We start from the raw sequence: 16,719 nt of genomic DNA, 5'->3' as shown, positions 1-16,719 counted from the left end.
TTATCGATAATTAGCCTTCGATTTGTTATGCAGATAATAAAACACAACCATATCAGCCAAAAATCCTGCATTCACTAGCAAAATAAAACCGAGATAAAGACTCTTTCCAATTGAGTGAGCTGGAAAAAGAGCAAATATACCCACCGAAACAAGAAGACTAAACATCGCACTAATTGGAACAGCCCGAGATTTTTTGTAGTGAATTTTCCGATACATACCAATTGTAAACATCAATATACCCGGAAGTAATAAATTATCATGGAGAGTCTGAAGATCATAAGTGCTGTTCCCGAATGCATAAGTGGGCAAGTAGATACTTAGGCATAAAAGGATTCCAGAGAAGATTAATAACGTATCCAGCCACTTCCGATGTTTACTGAGTGTAATCATGAACCAGGCACTAAATACATTAAAATAAGCAAGCGTAATGACGATTAGTAAGGCAACAACACAACCTACAAACCAATACGTATCATTCGGCAGAAACGTGTCTCGACCCACAAATTTTAAAAATATGCCTAAATAAACTGTAACGGCAAGCAACTTTATTCCCCAATACAACTTCATATTTTCCTGAAATTGATGACGAAACGTGGTATCTGCACCTTTATTCAGGAAGTCATATTTATGGAACAAGAAATCATAAATTGTTCGCTGCATAGTATTCTTCCCCCAGCATACCTGTGATTTCCTTTATGGACGGATTTTCAATGATGTCGAAGAAGCTAAGATCCGAATTAAAGTGGTGATTAATATCCCTAGCAATTTCCCACACGGTAATGGAATCGATGTTGTATTCAAAAAGATTCGTATGTTCATCCAGCTTATCGGTTTGCACATACTTTTGGATGATTTGAGCCAGTTTTTTGCTTTTTGTAAGGAAAAAGCTCTCATACAGCAATTTCGTATCTGTCTTACCATTCGCTGTTAATGGTAATTCATTGACATAGGCAATTTTGGACGGAATCATGTACATTGGGAGCAGTTTCTTCAACTTATTGCTTAAATTCTCATACCTGGATGTGGTCGCAAGATAGATGCGTTTTTCTTGGACGAAGGCGTGGCAATTTTTCACCCCTAATGATCGCACGGTGTTCTCAATTTCTTGTAAATCAATGCGGTAACCATTAATTTTTACTTGTGTATCTTTTCGGCCTAAATACACAATCTTGCCTTCTTCATTGATCCGAACTATATCACCTGTCTTGTAAACATGAATGCCTTCCCATTCGATAAATGACTCCCTCGTCTTGTCTGGATTACTGAGGTAACCTAGTGCGACGCCATCACCACTTACGTACAATTCACCCTCCATTGCTTGATTCCCCTGTTCATTCACTACATATACCTGGGTTCCATGAATAGGTGTTCCAATCGCAATCTCTTGTACATCATGTTGCATCACATCGAGTGTTGTAAATACGGTGTTCTCTGTCGGACCATACCCATTAATAACGGTCGTGTATTTCAATACTTCCCGCACATGAGATATACTTAATTGCTCGCCGCCAACAATGACATGACTCAGATTCTGGAACATTTCCGGTTTCTTATCGACCCAGAAATTGAATAAGGAGCTTGTAATCCACATCATATCAATTTCTTGCTGTATTCTTTTTTCAACATGATAAATATTTAATATCTCTGTCTTGGACAACAAAGCAATTGTCATTCCGCTCAGTAGTCCACCCCAGATCTCGATAATCGAAGCGTCGAATTCTAGAGGGCTAATATGTGATATCGTCTTATCGGATGAGAAACCAAGTCGAGCCTCACCCAATAATCGAAGCACACCGCGATCTGGAATACCAACAGCCTTGGGAAGCGATGTTGTACCTGATGTAAAGATCACATAGCAGAGCTGATCTGGAGTGCGTTCGATATAATTCCACTGCGTATTTCGCTCCTCACTGAGTTCCAGCTTCTTATCGATGGTTACCTTCACATTCAATACTTCTCGCATGTACTGCTTTCTGCTATCGGGATAATCCTTATTAATAACTGTATAAGCAGCCCCAACTTTCAATATGGCAACCATAGCAGCAATCGCTTCAATACTACGTTCAAGCTCAATTGCAACAACATCATTCGCCTTCACTCCTTCTTCGATCAAAGTGTCCATATAGCAATTAGACAGCGCATTTAAGTCTCCATAGGTAATCGAACGGCTGCTTTCAGATATTGCCGTTTTCTTTTCAAATGTCGAGACTTGTTCACCTAAAATTTCTAATAAGTTCGTCATTTATCGATTCCTCCTCTAATCTTACTTGCCTTCGAATTCATCAAAAAATAGATTATGTCGTCGATGACTTCCTGCGGATTCTCATTCATAAAGAAGTGTCCTGCAGGGTAGTTGTAAGAATGAATGTCCTGCTGTGCAAGATCTTGCCAATGTTCCACGTCAGTGACGGATCGATCCTCAAGTCCTTGGAATATGGCAATATCAATCGATGCATCGAATGGGTGACATTGATATCGATTCACGTTATTATACAGATTCACAGATGCAATATCGCTGCGAAGTGCAGGTAGGAACAACTTACGCATTTGCGCGGATGTGAATTGATTTTCTTTGATCAATCCATAAATTTGGCATTTCTGAATCAAGGCTTCGTCGTCCAAATCTTCTTCATCCTCTACTTGAATGCGATGTGGCGGTGTCGCTGCCATAAATAAGAGTTTTTTTACATTAAAACCTTCTTGGATTAATAATTGTGCAATTTCATAAGCGACAAGAGAACCCATGCTGTACCCTAGTAAGAAGAGTTCTTCTGACTGATCCAGTGTATCTCGCAAAGACTGGAATAGATCCGCAACATTATCATGAATGGAGCTATGCGCACGTTCAGAGAATCTCTTACCATGACCCGCGTATTCCATTGCGATTACTTGCATCTCAGATTCTCTTTGCTTCAGACCCTTCTGCAATTCGGTAAATACATTCACATGAGCGCCTGCATAAGGAAAGCATATTAGCTTCATTGTGTATCCCCTGCCTTCACCAATAAGTTATAGCTGTTCCCATACATGTTGTAAGTGAGGATGGATAATAACTGCTGATCACTTATCTCCGTTGCCCATTGCTCCTCCTTCATGATTCCAATAAATTTGTTCGGTTGTTGAATTTTTCTTCCAACTATAGTACGATTCTCTTTTTTCGCTTCTAACAAGCGACATAAGCCCATTAACCCGTAATAGCCAACGACATATTGAACATTCTCTTTAAGAAAACCACCTCTTAATTTGTTATATTTTTTTCGCAAATTTTTCAAACAAGAAATCTCTGCTGTATCATCAATTTCGTTGCCTCTTCCGTACAACTCCAGGAAAATATCCGCTTCTTCATCTACACCCGCTTGATCTATCGATTTCGTTACTAACTTCTTAATGGCATTACGATTCACCACCGCGTTCCCCATCGTGCCAGATGAAATATCCTTAATTTCGGCTAGAATCACATCGCCATCTTCAAGAGCTTGCTGCCTTTCTTTAAGAAGAAAGGCAGCACCTCCTTCTGAGAAATAATGTCCTGCTGCCATATCTTCGAACGGTCGGATCCAGCGATCGCTTCCAACTCCAAAATGTGAGAGTTCAAACGGAACAGGGAAAGTCATTGCACATGCGCCCCCTGACAGCGCAATATTGAAATCGCCATTCTTAATCTTTCGATAAGCACTGTACAAAGAGCCCATTCCTGAAGTCGAAGCCTCGCTAATCATTTCAATAGCTGCAGTTGGTCGATTCACTTGCACGAACCTGTTATAAGAAAGCGGATCAATTAAAGATATCGCATGTTCCACATCAGCCGGCTTAATGTTGGACATCAAAGCGGATTTCGAAAGAAAATCGGTTTGGGCTGAACCTGTTGATAGTAACAAGTCACTTTTCGCTCCGATTCGATTACGCGCTATGAGTGTTTGGAAGAAGGACAGCGTTATTCTTTCACTTGAAAGTAAGAATCGACTCTTCTCAATGGGAATGTGTTCGACCTTGAACTTCTCCTCAATTGAACGATAGAACAGACCGTCAAATGAACCTACATATTCAAATTTTTGATCATATTGACTGGATAGCTCACGTAGACGACTTTCCCAAATTTGATCTTTAAGGCTCAAAATTTCTTTGGCGCATTGACCTTCTTTATTGGGATAATCATACATACAATCGACGATTACAACGCTGCGGTTATCCATTCTTTTCCTCCAGCAATTCCTTCACATAATCACTTAGTTGAGTGATTGTTGGATAAATGAATACATCTGCCACTTCAATATCGATCTTAAATTGCTCCGCAATTGGGGCATAGATACCGAATGCTTTCAATGAATCCCCGCCAAGATCTGTAAAGCTTTTGTTGACATCCACCTCATCCCGATCCAGTACAGAAGCAAATACAACCGTAATGAACATTTCAATTTCATCTTGTTGGTCTGCGCCCGTAATTTTCAGTTGTTCATACGATTTAACGGCATATGAACCTGCTTCATCGGTTGCAGAGCCGCCACTGTCTGCTGTTTTACTCACACTAAGCAATTGCCCCGGCAATCGCATGTAATCCGCCAAATAGTCCGTCACCTTCGCTGTATTAAACTCACCAACAATAAGCCTGCTCACATTTTTCTCAATTGACAATTTGATATATTGTCTACCGACAAGTGAAGAGAGAGATTTCATTAGTAAATGCTCATCAGCAGCTGCGATATCTCCAAAGTTGAGCGCCATTCCTGTATCATTCCAACCTGGCCATTGCACCGTTCTAACTCTACGGTCTGTTAAAGCCACTCCCTCTAAGAATGCATTGGCAAGTGTATAAGAGAACTGACCTGCTGATCCAACAATTGTCGTCATGGATGAACTTGTTATGAAGAATTGAAGCGCCTCACTAGCCGCATACTTTTGAAGAAGCACTGTTCCTGTCACTTTGGGTGATACAACTTTCATAAATTCTTGCTCTGTTTTTGAGAACAGCATCCCTTCCTCTGGTACCCCTGCCAAGTGTACGACCCCTACGATCCGGTGAGCGGTCGATAGCGTCCCAATCACTTTACGAACATCTTCTTCAGACGAGATGTCGCAAGGATAAAATTGAACGTTAACCCCTTTTTGCTTTATTTTGTTGATCTTCTCAAGTTTCTTCTCTTCTACGGCCGATAATTGTTCTTTGCTAGTCAATACTGCTTGCGTGTCTGTTCGACCGAGAATAGCAATATGCAGATTCGAATTCATATCTAGCAATTGATCTACATATTCCAGACCAATCCCACCATAACCACCCGTCACAACAACACAATCTGTGTCTGCAAAAGTAATTGATTTAGGATCAAGTTCCTTCAACTCAACGAGGGATTCTTCGTACAACGTATCATTCTGATAGAGTACTTTCTTGCCATCTAATTCATTGGATAAGGCCATTGCCAGAACCGTCTCGATTTGGAACTGCTTCATATTAATCATCTGCGTCTTGAATCCCGTATTCTCCATGCTCAGAATTCTTCCGCTACTTAATAGTGCGTAATTCAATGGGTTTATCACTGCTTCATCACCGTCTATTGCAGCCCCATTATCTGCTACAATCAGCACTTTACCATTGCGTTTAACTAACTTATTCGCATTCTTCGCAAAGTCAAAGTAATGACGCATTTGATCCTGTATCTCTTCACTTCCAGGAAGTTGTTCGCCTAGCCATGGTGCATACAATACAAAATCATATTTATCTTCAGGTTTCACCTGTTTCACATCGCTATAATCTGCATAATCAACTTCAATCGCTGCATGGCTGGACACATACTCCGATGCCGCCTTATTACCAACTAGAAGTACCTTCTTATCGGATATGCGTGCTTGAAGATCAGATGCAAGATCGAGATGGTAGGCTGATTTCTCCCACTGCACCTGATGTAAGTAGGGCTTAAAGAACATGTTGGTGAACGCCTTCATCATATATTTATCCACGTAGGCAATTCGTTCACCTTGATCGTTATATACGGTTACTTTGGCGGTAATCACATCATGGTCACCGTCTGGATCGTAAAGAAATTCTGTCTTGGAATAGACGGTTTGAGTAAATCGCAAACCTGTATAAGTAAATTTAAAATAAGAGAGCGGTAAATAGGTTTTACTTACCGTTAACGCCCGTTCAAACACCATTGCGCCCATGATTCCGTCAAGAATAGAAGGATGTAAATAAAATTCATTTAAATCTTGGAGGTATTCATCTTTTAATGAAAGTGATAGGAGCATTTCGGATTTGGACTTCTGCGCAAGACGGAAATTATGTTGTACAAATTCCCAACGTCCTTTGAAGAAATTATTTTTCTCCGTTCCAAATGAAGCTGGCTGTAACAGAGTCTCAAATTCTGTATTCACATCCACTTTAGTTGAGGAGATATCATCTGCAGTTTTCATTGTAAAAGTAGCATGCTTGATATAATTGTCTAACTCATCATTCTCATAAGAGAATACTTCAACATCCAAATGTTTAGACGAGGACTTATTCACTTGAATCAAGAATCGTTTGTTCTTTTCCTCCAGTTGGATGAGGTTCATAAAATATAATTTTTCAATGGTGAATGATGGCGTGTTAAAATACATGCTTGCAAGTTCTGCCGCAATTTCTGTATAGGTAGTACCTGAAAAAGTCCGTTTACCTCCAATTCGATGGTCGTCAACATACCAATCTTGAGGCGATAATGTCACAACATAAACGTCTGAATTTTCAGTCTTTAATGTCTGCTGCTTAATGAGTGTGGACTTAATAGGCAAGCTAGGACCGATATTGTTGTCCGTCGCATACTTTTTCACATTCGCCCATAGTACTTCTTTTTTAAACTCATAAGTTGGTAAAGAAAGTGTAACGGCTCTACCATAATCGAAGGCTTCAAGTGCCAGATCATATCCTTCCAAATACAATTGGATAAGTTCATCGAGGGTAAATTGGTCATAGCTCGTTTTCAGACGGTGCTGCATCATTTTCTTCATGTCGTTTGAAAGGGATTGAATGTCACCGGTTATTACGCCATCTGCATGTTTATCCTGGTCCAGTAATGCAACAGATTGTGAAAGTTTAGCCATAAACTCTTCCATCGTCTGAGCTTGAAAACCAATACCTGTATGAAAATGATTCCGTTTATGGATCAACGTATACGAAATATCACGCAAGCTGTATGACTGCATATAGGATCCATGTAAAATGAACTTTTTCAACACTTTAGATAACTGTTCTTGGGATTGAGCAGTAAAGACGAATGGATAGGCTTGCGCTACATAGTCTCTGTCTTGTTGGTAATCGTATTCTTCCAAAATAACGTGTGCGTTCGTACCGCTAAACCCGAATGAGCTAATCCCGCCACGGCGTGGATATTTCCCTTTTTTCCATGATTTCGCTTTCGTTGGAATGTAAAAAGGGCTGTCTACAAACTTGATGTATTCATTAGGCGCCTCGAAAGACTGATTCGGGAAAATTTCCTTGTTACGCAAGGCAAGCGACATTTTAATTAATCCACCAACCCCAGCTGCACCAACAGTATGACCGATATTCTCCTTTAAGCTGGTCAATGCACAGAATCCTTTTTTGTCCACATATTTTTTATAAGCATCTGTCAAACCTCTGACCTCAATCGGGTCCCCTAATTTTGTTCCTGTACCATGCGCATCGATATACTCGACGGTTTCAGGTGAAATCTGGCTGCGCTCATAAGTATCAAGCAATAAATCTTTCTGTGCATGTGGATTAGGAGCTGTCAAACCATTAGATTTACCGTCACTATTAATCATGCTGCCGCGAATAACAGAGTAAATATTGTCATTATCCGCAATAGCATCTTTCAGACGTTTCAAGACTACGAGTCCGACTCCTTCGCCAAATATTGTCCCTGAGGATTCCACATCGAACACTTTCAGGAACGAGCGTGAAGTTTCGACGTTGCTGTATTGATCGATAACACTACCTTGTCTTGGGAACAAACCAAGTGCAATCCCGCCAACGAGCGCCGTATCGATTTCTTTATCACGCAGCGTTTTGACAGCTAGATGAGCTGCTACTAAAGAGGAGGAGCAAGCCGTATCGATGACGAATGAACCACCGGATAAATTGTAAATATAATTGAGGCGACTGGCCAAAATTCCTTCCCAACATCCCGAGTTAACATAGTTGGAGTCCTCCTCAATCTCAGAACGGTAATTCGCAGTAATCGACTTATCTTTTCCAATATATATTGCTGTTTTACTATCCTTAATTTTATCTAATCGAATGCCAGCATCTTCAAGAGCTAAATAGGAATGTTTCATCACGAGTCGATGTGTCGGATCAATATACTTCGCTTCCTCTTGCGAAATCCCGAAAAATTGCGGATCGAATGCATCAATATCGTCCAAGTAAGCTCCTTTTTCTCGGCAGAGTCGATCGAGGAAATCTTCTTTTGTTGTTTTTAGATAATTGGCGCCATTGTATAAATAGCTGTGATCTTTAGGAATGTAAGGAATCCGATTTTCAGGAAACGTCTTGAAACCGCGCATCCCATTTTTCACGACATTATAGAATTCGAAAGTATCCTTAACATTGGTGTACTCACAAGAAATACCGACAATTGCGATATCATCTGGCATGACTTCTTCTAACATTTCTTTGCCAGTTATGGCGTCTAAACTCCCTTTTTTCACTTGATCAAAAATAAACTCACTTACTTTCATCGCTATCGCCTCTTTCAACTAATTTGATAAAAATGCTAGAATGTCTGCTGCATCCACATATTGATCTTTAGCTTCAGGTAAGTGTTCAGGTTGAAGGGTTTGTTCGACCCATTCCTTTTGTCCCTGAATGGTTGGTATCGAAAATAAAGTAGTCACATCGAAGATTCCTGGGAACACCTTGTTCAGTTCATCACACAAATGCACAATTGTAATGGAATCGCCTCCTTGTTCAAAAAAGCTAATCCCAGTCTCATATACATCCTCACCAAGTGTGCGCTTCCACGCATCCTCAATTTCACCTTGAACCGTATTCGAAGTCGTTGCTTCATATTCGGGAGAGCTGTGCGTATGTGCTTTCGTAATCTTCTGGAAAAGAGAAGAATAGTCATCTGCCGCATGGTTTAATTTGAACATCGAAGCTTGCTTCACATCAGATTGAACAAACCAATCAATCAGCTTCACACCCGCTTCGCTGTGCAATTTCTCGAAATAGTAATCTTCCTTGCCCGCGGACATTCCGACATCTTCCCATCCAGTTAAATTCAATGCCCTCACACCATCATCACCATACGATAAACCGGATTGATACGCATTCGCTGCACAGTATTCACTTTGCCCCATCGCCCCGATCAGACCAGCTAGAGAAGAGAAATGAATGATCTCCCTTGCCTGCGGAAAATAATTGCTTAAATGAAATGAACCATTAATTTTGCTTCGTGTTCGCTCACAAAACTCAGCATGCGTCTTATTTATGAACAGACCTTTTCCTGGTTCACCCGCAAAGTTAAGAACATAATCCATACCTTCATGATGCGCAGCTGTGAATTGCTGAAGTTGATTCTCATCTGTAATATCGATCGATACGTAACGAACATTTTCTGGAATCGATTCTGCCGTCCACGCTGGCTTACGACCTGCAACAATGATTCGAGCATCTGGATAGAGATTAGCTGCATAGCGTGTATAAGCTAGACCAATGCCAGATCCACCACCTACGATTAATATGTTTTTACAGTTGTTGAATTTAGGCGTTTGTTCTGGGGCCAATCTCAACGTTTTAAAGCGAATTCGATGAAATTGATGATGACGTGCAACGATGAAGTCCTCCTGCTCCAGATCCATTTGCTTTAGTTGATCGACATGCATCTGATCGTCGGAATCGATCACCCCAATCCGATAATTCATCTCCAATCGAAGCGAGTACGTCCCCATCGCAATACTGCGGTTTAATGCATTCATTCCATCAAACCCGAAAATACCTGAGCTTACATAGTAGAAAGATTTGATTTTGAGTTCCTTATTGACTCGTAACAGAAATTGACCTAGCTCATACGTATGGCTTGCAATCGCTGCTTCATCGTCATAATTCCGATCCCAGAAGTAAATCTGTTCGACTTCCTCATGACGAAGTTCGAACTGCTGTAAATCCGATAATTGGTCAAAATAAAGCACCGGATCTTGAAGTGAATCACGAGTTTCCTCTATCACGCGATCTCGTAGCGATTCATGTATAAGGATTAACGACCTGATCTGATTCTCATGAACTCCGAATGTAGTAGGAATGAATTGCTCCTGTTTGAAAAAGGAACTTCGCTCTGCGACGCTTCCTGTCAGCGCATTCTTTACTTTGTAATTATCCACTGACAAAATCACATGACGGTTCGCATCGTACAAGCGAATATCATACGAGAGAATAATGTTACCTCGTTCATCCGTTGTCTTCTCTCGCACACGAATCTCTGAATAAAATTGTTCGCCCGTTAGCCGTGTTGCATGAAATTCAATATCGCTCCAATGCCATGGGAACAAGATATCATCCGGTTCAGCTAACCGATTCAGTGCATTAAAAGCCGGATCCAAGATCGAAGGGTAAAAATGATACAACTTAAACTCCTTCTCATATCCTGTAGGTATACGCAGCTTCACAATCGCTCTCGTTCGCTCCTCATTGACCCATAGCTGATCGACAACATTCCATCTAGCAGAGATCGAAATATCGGTCTCATCGGTTTCGCCAACTTGATTCGTGACGGTGATTTCATGTAGATCCGAATCATCAAGAAGAAAGTCCATCTGAACATTGTCCTTCTGCCTACTATGTGGTTCCTTCTTCCTCAAATCAAATTGCATCCATTTCCGATTTTCTTCCCCTTTTGCTGTAAAAGAGACTGTTGCTTTCAAACTTTCCTTATCCAAAACGAGCACAATTGGAAATGCACCTTCTTGGATGCGAAGCTGGTTCAGGATATGAAGATTGTGCACATTGTAAAGTTCCAGACTATAAGTCGAATGCTCCAAACTCTGCGCAATCATCTCAAATATACTGGTACCTACGAGCAGATGCTCTCGATTGAACTTATGTTCCTTGATCTCCCAATTCTTATTAACATGAAGCGGAAATTGAACTGTCAAAACGTCCTCCGTTTCAATAAGCTGTAGGGTATGATCGATTGCAAAAGAGTTCATCTCCTGCGGGAACCAATACGAATGCAGCTGAAGAGGTAAATCATTTACGTTATGAACCCTTTCACTTGCATAGCCCTCTAGCACAACGTGGGCATTCGTACCCGTCATACCGAATGAACTGACACCTGCTAGAGCCTTTTCACCAATAGGTTGACATTGATCCGGAATATAAAAGATCGAGTCTTCGAACTCTATATCTTCATTCGGAATCACAAAATCGGGATGAGGTAGAACCGTACGATATTTTAAACTTAACACTGACTTAATTATCGAAAATAATCCTGATGCGACATCCAAATGTCCGAAGTTCGACTTACATGCTGTTAATGCGACGGATTGCTTCGTTACTTGCTGCTGCCGAAAAAAGTGATTCAAACTCTCAAATTCAATCGTATCGCCGACGGCTGTTCCGGTCCCATGCGCTTCGATGAATGCCAAATGTTTCAGATCATTTGTAAAAGGGGACCATGCTTGTTCAATCAAGCTTTCCTGTGCAAGCGGGTTAGGGGATGACATGTTCACCGTTAGGCCATCATTATTCATCGCATAGTTCTTGATGACGCCATAAATGTAATCGCCATCCCGCTCCGCATCCTCCCGCCTTTTCAAAATAACAGCACATACACCTTCTCCAAGCGAGGTCCCTGTACTTCGTTCATCAAAAGTTTTGGTTTTCGCATCTCCAGCCAAAATATCAACTAATTTATCTGCTTTATAACCAGGCTTTACATAAAGGTTTGAGCTGACGACGATAGCGTAATCAATGGTACCTGATCGTAATGCATTAGACGCTTGAATCACGGAAACCAGTGAAGAGGAGCATGCTGTGTCCGTCATAACCGACGGACCTTTAAGATCATAAATATAATGAATGCGGCTAGAAATGGTGGAGTTCAACATTCCGAGTAAATCCGGCTTTAACTTGCGCTCTTGCAGCAGCGCCAAATATTGATATTGCTGTGTCGTGTTCACACTCGCATATACACTTGCATGGGTTCCTTTGATTTTGTCCAAGTAGCCAGAGTCATGCAATGCTCTTGTCGCGCTTAGCAGTGTCAGCCTTTGATTAGGTTCCATATAGTCAGCGCTCTTCTGAGAAATGTGGAAGAACTTATGATCGAATTGATCAATCTGGTCTAAATAAGAGCCTTCCATAAATTGATCCGCTTCGTCATATATCCCAATCTGATCTAATCGTTCGGATGGAAATTTCCTTCTCGACACACGTTTTTCACTTAGAAAGCGCCATACTTGGTCTTGATTGTTACAATGAGGCATCGTAATATCCAAGCCAATAATCGCAATATCCCCTGTTTGCAAACCGAATCATCTCCTTCCTTCATTTATGTGTTACAGGAACTTATCCCACTTTCCATGCCAGCTTGTTACGGTAATCCATAATTTCGTCTTCTGGTACTTCCTTCGTGCGCAAGATCAGTTCCAATAACGATAACGTCTTACCGATATCCTCTCCCGTCACTTTCTCACCAATTCTGGACTTAATTTGGTTGTAACCTGTCATTACGATATTTTCATAAGCTTCTGCATCGTCACTATTGTTCTTCGTTGAGACGATTACACCTAAAGCACGAGCGTACAAGTCATAGTGCCGACTGACTTCAATATCATCCTTGAGCTCTGTGCGCAATGCTGCAATATTGTCTTCGTTATGGAAAGCAAAAATCGAACTTGATTCTTTAAACATTTTCACGAACATACCATTTGGCGAAAGATCCACAAACAATTGCACACCATTATGTTTGGCGAGATCGATGGATTGATTCCATTTCACTGGACTTACGATTTGACTTGCGATTTCCTCACGAATGTGATCAATTGGATAAGATGAGGCGTGTTTATTGCTGATCACTTGTGTAATCAAATTCGGGTTAAACGTAAATTCCCCTAATTGCTCATATACGCGATCAGCTGCTTCCTGCATGTGATAGGTATGGAATGCTCCGCTCACACCGAGCAATACGTTCTCCAAACGGTTCTGTTTAGCGAACTCCTGAAGTTCTTGTTTCGGTCCTGCAATAACCGTCTGTTTAGGAGAGTTATAGTTCGCAACATAGATTTGGTCGGAGCCCGCTAACAATTCCTCTACACGTTGTGGGGATGCGAAAATCGCCATCATTCCTAAGTGTTCTTTGCCTTCGGTGACAGCTTTCATTGCTTTGCCACGAATATCGACGAGTTGCAAGCCCTCTTCATAGCTCATCGCACCTGCGATTGTTAAGCCTGTAATTTCACCTAAGCTGTGACCCAGCACATAACTTGGATAGAGCCCGATCGCTTCCTTATACAGTTGATACATGCACATGGAACCGATATAAGTTACCAATTGCGCTTTTCTCGTATCTTGACTCAAATCCGATGTGAGCCACGCTTCAATCGGTTCTTGCAATTGCGCCTCTGCCACTTCGATCAGTCGTCTGGCTTCAATATTGTTCAACCACAGCTCTTTCACTTGCTCCGTTACCTTGGTTCCTTGTCCTGCTAACAATAATGCAATTTTCATTTCAATTGGCCTCCTTCAATTGTTCCATAATTTTTTTGGTTAATAGTTCCGCTGTATAATTGTTGAAAAAATCAGATATTTTAAGATTGATATTGAACTTTTCTTTTACCTTTTTCTTAAACTTGACCAGCATCATGGAGTCCATGCCAAGATCGAAGAAACTCTCATCAACACCTACACGGACATCGTCTTCTAACAATGCAGATACGAGACTCGTTACTTCTTCATATACAGCTCCCTGCTTAATCCCTGGCATTACATCGACTTCCCGAGCTGCAGCTACTTCATTAACCGTCAGTAACTCCCCTAATGACACGTGATCAGACCTATACAAAGCTTGGATATTTTTTTGAAAAAGAGTAAGGAGATGCTTCAGATCCACCAGCTCATATTCACTCGAAATGATATTTACAGTAAGCTCGTTCTGAGACTTATAGACAGAGACATGCAAGCCATACTTCTCATCCCGATACGTGCTCGCTTCTTCCAACGTAATGCCATGTGCTTCATCTAGCATTTTGCCAATAAGGCTGCCCGATTTGTAATCGAACACAATATCTCGAAAAATATTCATATGGCTCATCTGTTCCCTCTGAATCACGTCATCATAAAGATCATGGGAGCCAAGTGTGGAAAAAATGCGCTTCTGAATCTCACCCAGAATGTGATTCAATTCGCCTTCGCCCACTTGATCAAAATTATGATGGAATGGGATTAACTGTACGAAATTACCTAGAGATCGGTAGTTCATCTTATCTCTGCCCAGTGATGGATACGTCAAATAAACATTCCAACTCCCCAACCACTCTGCAAGACTAACTGCAAAAGCCGTTAAGCTGATCGCAAACTCGGAATAACGAGGAGTCGGCTTACTAGGCAATATCAACTGTTCGTCCAGGTAATGAACGGCATCCACTTGCTTCTGGAGCAATTTGGACTTGAATGCGCCATACTGTTCGAAATTGACTGAAACGGAATTCGTTGGCCCCTCACTCATCTGCTTGACTCCAGGTTGCTCATCGATCTCCAAGCTTGTAGGTTCATCATAGAGATAGGCACGAATAACATCCTGCAAAAAGAGATTCATACTAAACCCATCCATGAGTACATGATGCACATTGATGAACATATAATCGTATGGCTCTTTCACCACTTTACAGAGCACAACTTTCACGAGATCTTGATCCTCAATGGATATCAACTGCCGTTCCAACAACAGTTCCTTATCCAAATGCATGAATGTCTGAACCTCTATCGTAGGAATATCATCGTTGGTTTTTTTGCGAATATGATCATCGACCTGATAAGAAGTTCGAAAAATGGCATGCTGCTCAAAGTATTGAATAAGCAATCGGTACATTTTAGGAATGTTAAGTCCTTTGGGAAACTTTACGAAGAGCGGAATATTATAAGCGTTCTTACTTAAAAGACTGCTGTTAATTATTCTTTTCTCGTTATCACTAACCGTTTGCCACATTGTCCACGATCTCTCCTATCGTTCGGCTGAAGAGCATATCCAGATCCAATTGATATCCCTTACTCCCCAATTGCCAAATGATCTCCATTGCTTTGATCGAATCTCCGCCTAAATCCAAGAATGTCATATCTAGATGAATGTCACTCTTAAGCACATTTTTCACGACAGTTACAATTTCGTTATCTGCAGCCATTTGTGGATGCTCTTCATAAATCGCGTTTAAGTCCGTTTTTCCATTCGTGTTCATAGGAATAATGTCCACCACCTTCACCGTTGGAATCATATAATCAGGTAATCTACTTCTTACATATTGGCGAAAATCCTCAAGATCCACTTGATCTTTGATGTATAAATATAATCGTTTCCCGTCATAATGGGCGTAGCATTCTTTTTCTAATCCATACGAATAAGCGCAATTTTCCACCTCACCAAGCTCAATTCGATATCCCGAAATTTTCACTTGTCGATCCTTACGCTCCACATAGATTAGATCACCATCTGGATTCTCATACACGATATCCCCTGTTAGGTAATACCGCTTATCCTGATGGGAGAAAAATACTTTTGCACTTGCTGCATCATCCCCCATATAACCACGCATCAGGCCGGAATCAGAAATACATAACTCCCCCTGTTGACCTAGCCCAACTTCGTTCCGATTGGAATCGAGAATTAAATAGGAGCCCTTATCGAACATTTTGCCAATTGGAACTTCATTTTCCGTTCCTTTGACTTCATATTTGGTCGCATAAACGGTTGTCTCCGTTGGCCCATATACATTAAAAACTTTGCAATATTGAGACGCTTGCGTCAGATGCTTAACCGAGCATCGCTCTCCACCCGTTAGCACAAGTGACAATTTGCTAAGCTCTTCACCTAGCTCTTCCACATACAAATTAAACAGACGCGTAGTTAAAAAGCAGCAATCAATCGTATCCAGCATGCCTGACATCACATCAAAATCCAGACTGTCATCTTTACTAACAAGTCGCAACGTCATTCCGTTCAGTAACCCGCCAAACACTTCATAAATCGAAGCATCGAATTCTAATGGCGCTAGTTGAGCGATCACTTCTCCGGCATAGAACGGCGAATGATTGACAATTTTGTCTATGGCACGATCCTGAATTGCCACTGCTTTCGGTAATCCGGTAGAGCCTGAAGTGAAGATGACATAGAGCAGACTATCTGGTTTTCTATGGGTAGGTAAAATGGCTAGTGGCGGTGCTTCTTGAAGAACGAGAGCTAAGTCATAGAGTGATAATTTCACATCTACTTTAGTTCGCATGTGTTCTTTTCGATGATCGGGATAATCCTCTGGAATGACACAATAGGCTGCTCCCGCTCGTACCACTCCAATCAACATCAGAATGGCATCCAACTTGTCACTCGTCTCGATTGTCACAACATCCTCTTCACCAATGCCTTGCGAAATTAAATAACTCGCAACTTTGTATGTGATTTCATCCACTTGCTTGTAAGTCAACGTTAAGAAATTCGTAATGATGGCCTGCTTATTTTGGTATAAATTTATAACTTTAGTAAAATTTTCTATTAAGTCCACAAA

Annotated in this window: 9 protein-coding genes; all 9 read right to left on the bottom strand. The window is 41.1% G+C overall.

All coding sequences use genetic code 11. From position 1 onward, the window contains the following. From ACSBOP_RS04020 to ACSBOP_RS03980, 9 genes are read right to left on the bottom strand one after another with little or no spacing between them, the layout of a single operon-like run. A complete protein-coding gene (locus ACSBOP_RS04020; RefSeq protein WP_442603182.1) occupies positions 1 to 660 on the bottom strand; it encodes a hypothetical protein in 660 nt (219 codons plus the stop codon). Next, the gene (locus tag ACSBOP_RS04015; protein WP_442603181.1) at positions 641 to 2,242 is read right to left on the bottom strand and encodes a non-ribosomal peptide synthetase; all 1,602 of its coding nucleotides are present in this window, start codon (positions 2,240 to 2,242) and stop codon (positions 641 to 643) included. Before ACSBOP_RS04015 ends, ACSBOP_RS04020 begins: the two co-directional genes overlap by 20 nt. Then, complete coding sequence (locus tag ACSBOP_RS04010) at positions 2,239 to 2,982, bottom strand: thioesterase II family protein (RefSeq protein ID WP_442603180.1); 744 nt, start codon at positions 2,980 to 2,982, stop codon at positions 2,239 to 2,241. The genes ACSBOP_RS04015 and ACSBOP_RS04010 overlap by 4 nt, the downstream gene beginning before the upstream one ends. Continuing rightward, positions 2,979 to 4,193 (bottom strand): beta-ketoacyl synthase N-terminal-like domain-containing protein, encoded by a 1,215-nt coding sequence (locus tag ACSBOP_RS04005; protein ID WP_442603179.1) that lies wholly within the window; start codon positions 4,191 to 4,193, stop codon positions 2,979 to 2,981. The genes ACSBOP_RS04010 and ACSBOP_RS04005 overlap by 4 nt, the downstream gene beginning before the upstream one ends. Further along, entirely contained in the window at positions 4,186 to 8,688 is a 4,503-nt protein-coding gene (locus ACSBOP_RS04000) for an SDR family NAD(P)-dependent oxidoreductase (protein ID WP_442603178.1), read from the bottom strand. Before ACSBOP_RS04000 ends, ACSBOP_RS04005 begins: the two co-directional genes overlap by 8 nt. A gap of 18 nt (positions 8,689 to 8,706) precedes the next feature. Beyond that, the gene (locus ACSBOP_RS03995) at positions 8,707 to 12,474 is read right to left on the bottom strand and encodes an SDR family NAD(P)-dependent oxidoreductase (RefSeq protein ID WP_442603177.1); all 3,768 of its coding nucleotides are present in this window, start codon (positions 12,472 to 12,474) and stop codon (positions 8,707 to 8,709) included. A gap of 40 nt (positions 12,475 to 12,514) precedes the next feature. Next, positions 12,515 to 13,675, bottom strand: a complete 1,161-nt coding sequence (locus ACSBOP_RS03990; protein WP_442603176.1) for an ACP S-malonyltransferase — start codon at positions 13,673 to 13,675, stop codon at positions 12,515 to 12,517. Position 13,676: 1 nt separating this feature from the next. Then, positions 13,677 to 15,152, bottom strand: coding sequence for a condensation domain-containing protein (locus ACSBOP_RS03985; RefSeq protein WP_442603175.1), 1,476 nt, complete (start codon positions 15,150 to 15,152; stop codon positions 13,677 to 13,679). Beyond that, positions 15,136 to 16,716: a non-ribosomal peptide synthetase gene (locus ACSBOP_RS03980; protein ID WP_442603174.1), complete on the bottom strand. Its 1,581-nt coding sequence runs from the start codon at positions 16,714 to 16,716 to the stop codon at positions 15,136 to 15,138. Before ACSBOP_RS03980 ends, ACSBOP_RS03985 begins: the two co-directional genes overlap by 17 nt. Positions 16,717 to 16,719 lie beyond the last annotated feature (3 nt).

It is taken from the genome of Paenibacillus sp. KN14-4R (assembly GCF_052180255.1).
Classification (GTDB): Bacteria; Bacillota; Bacilli; order Paenibacillales; family NBRC-103111; genus Paenibacillus_AM.
Note: the sequence above shows the minus strand (reverse complement) of the source record. Positions and strands in the feature narration are given on the sequence as shown.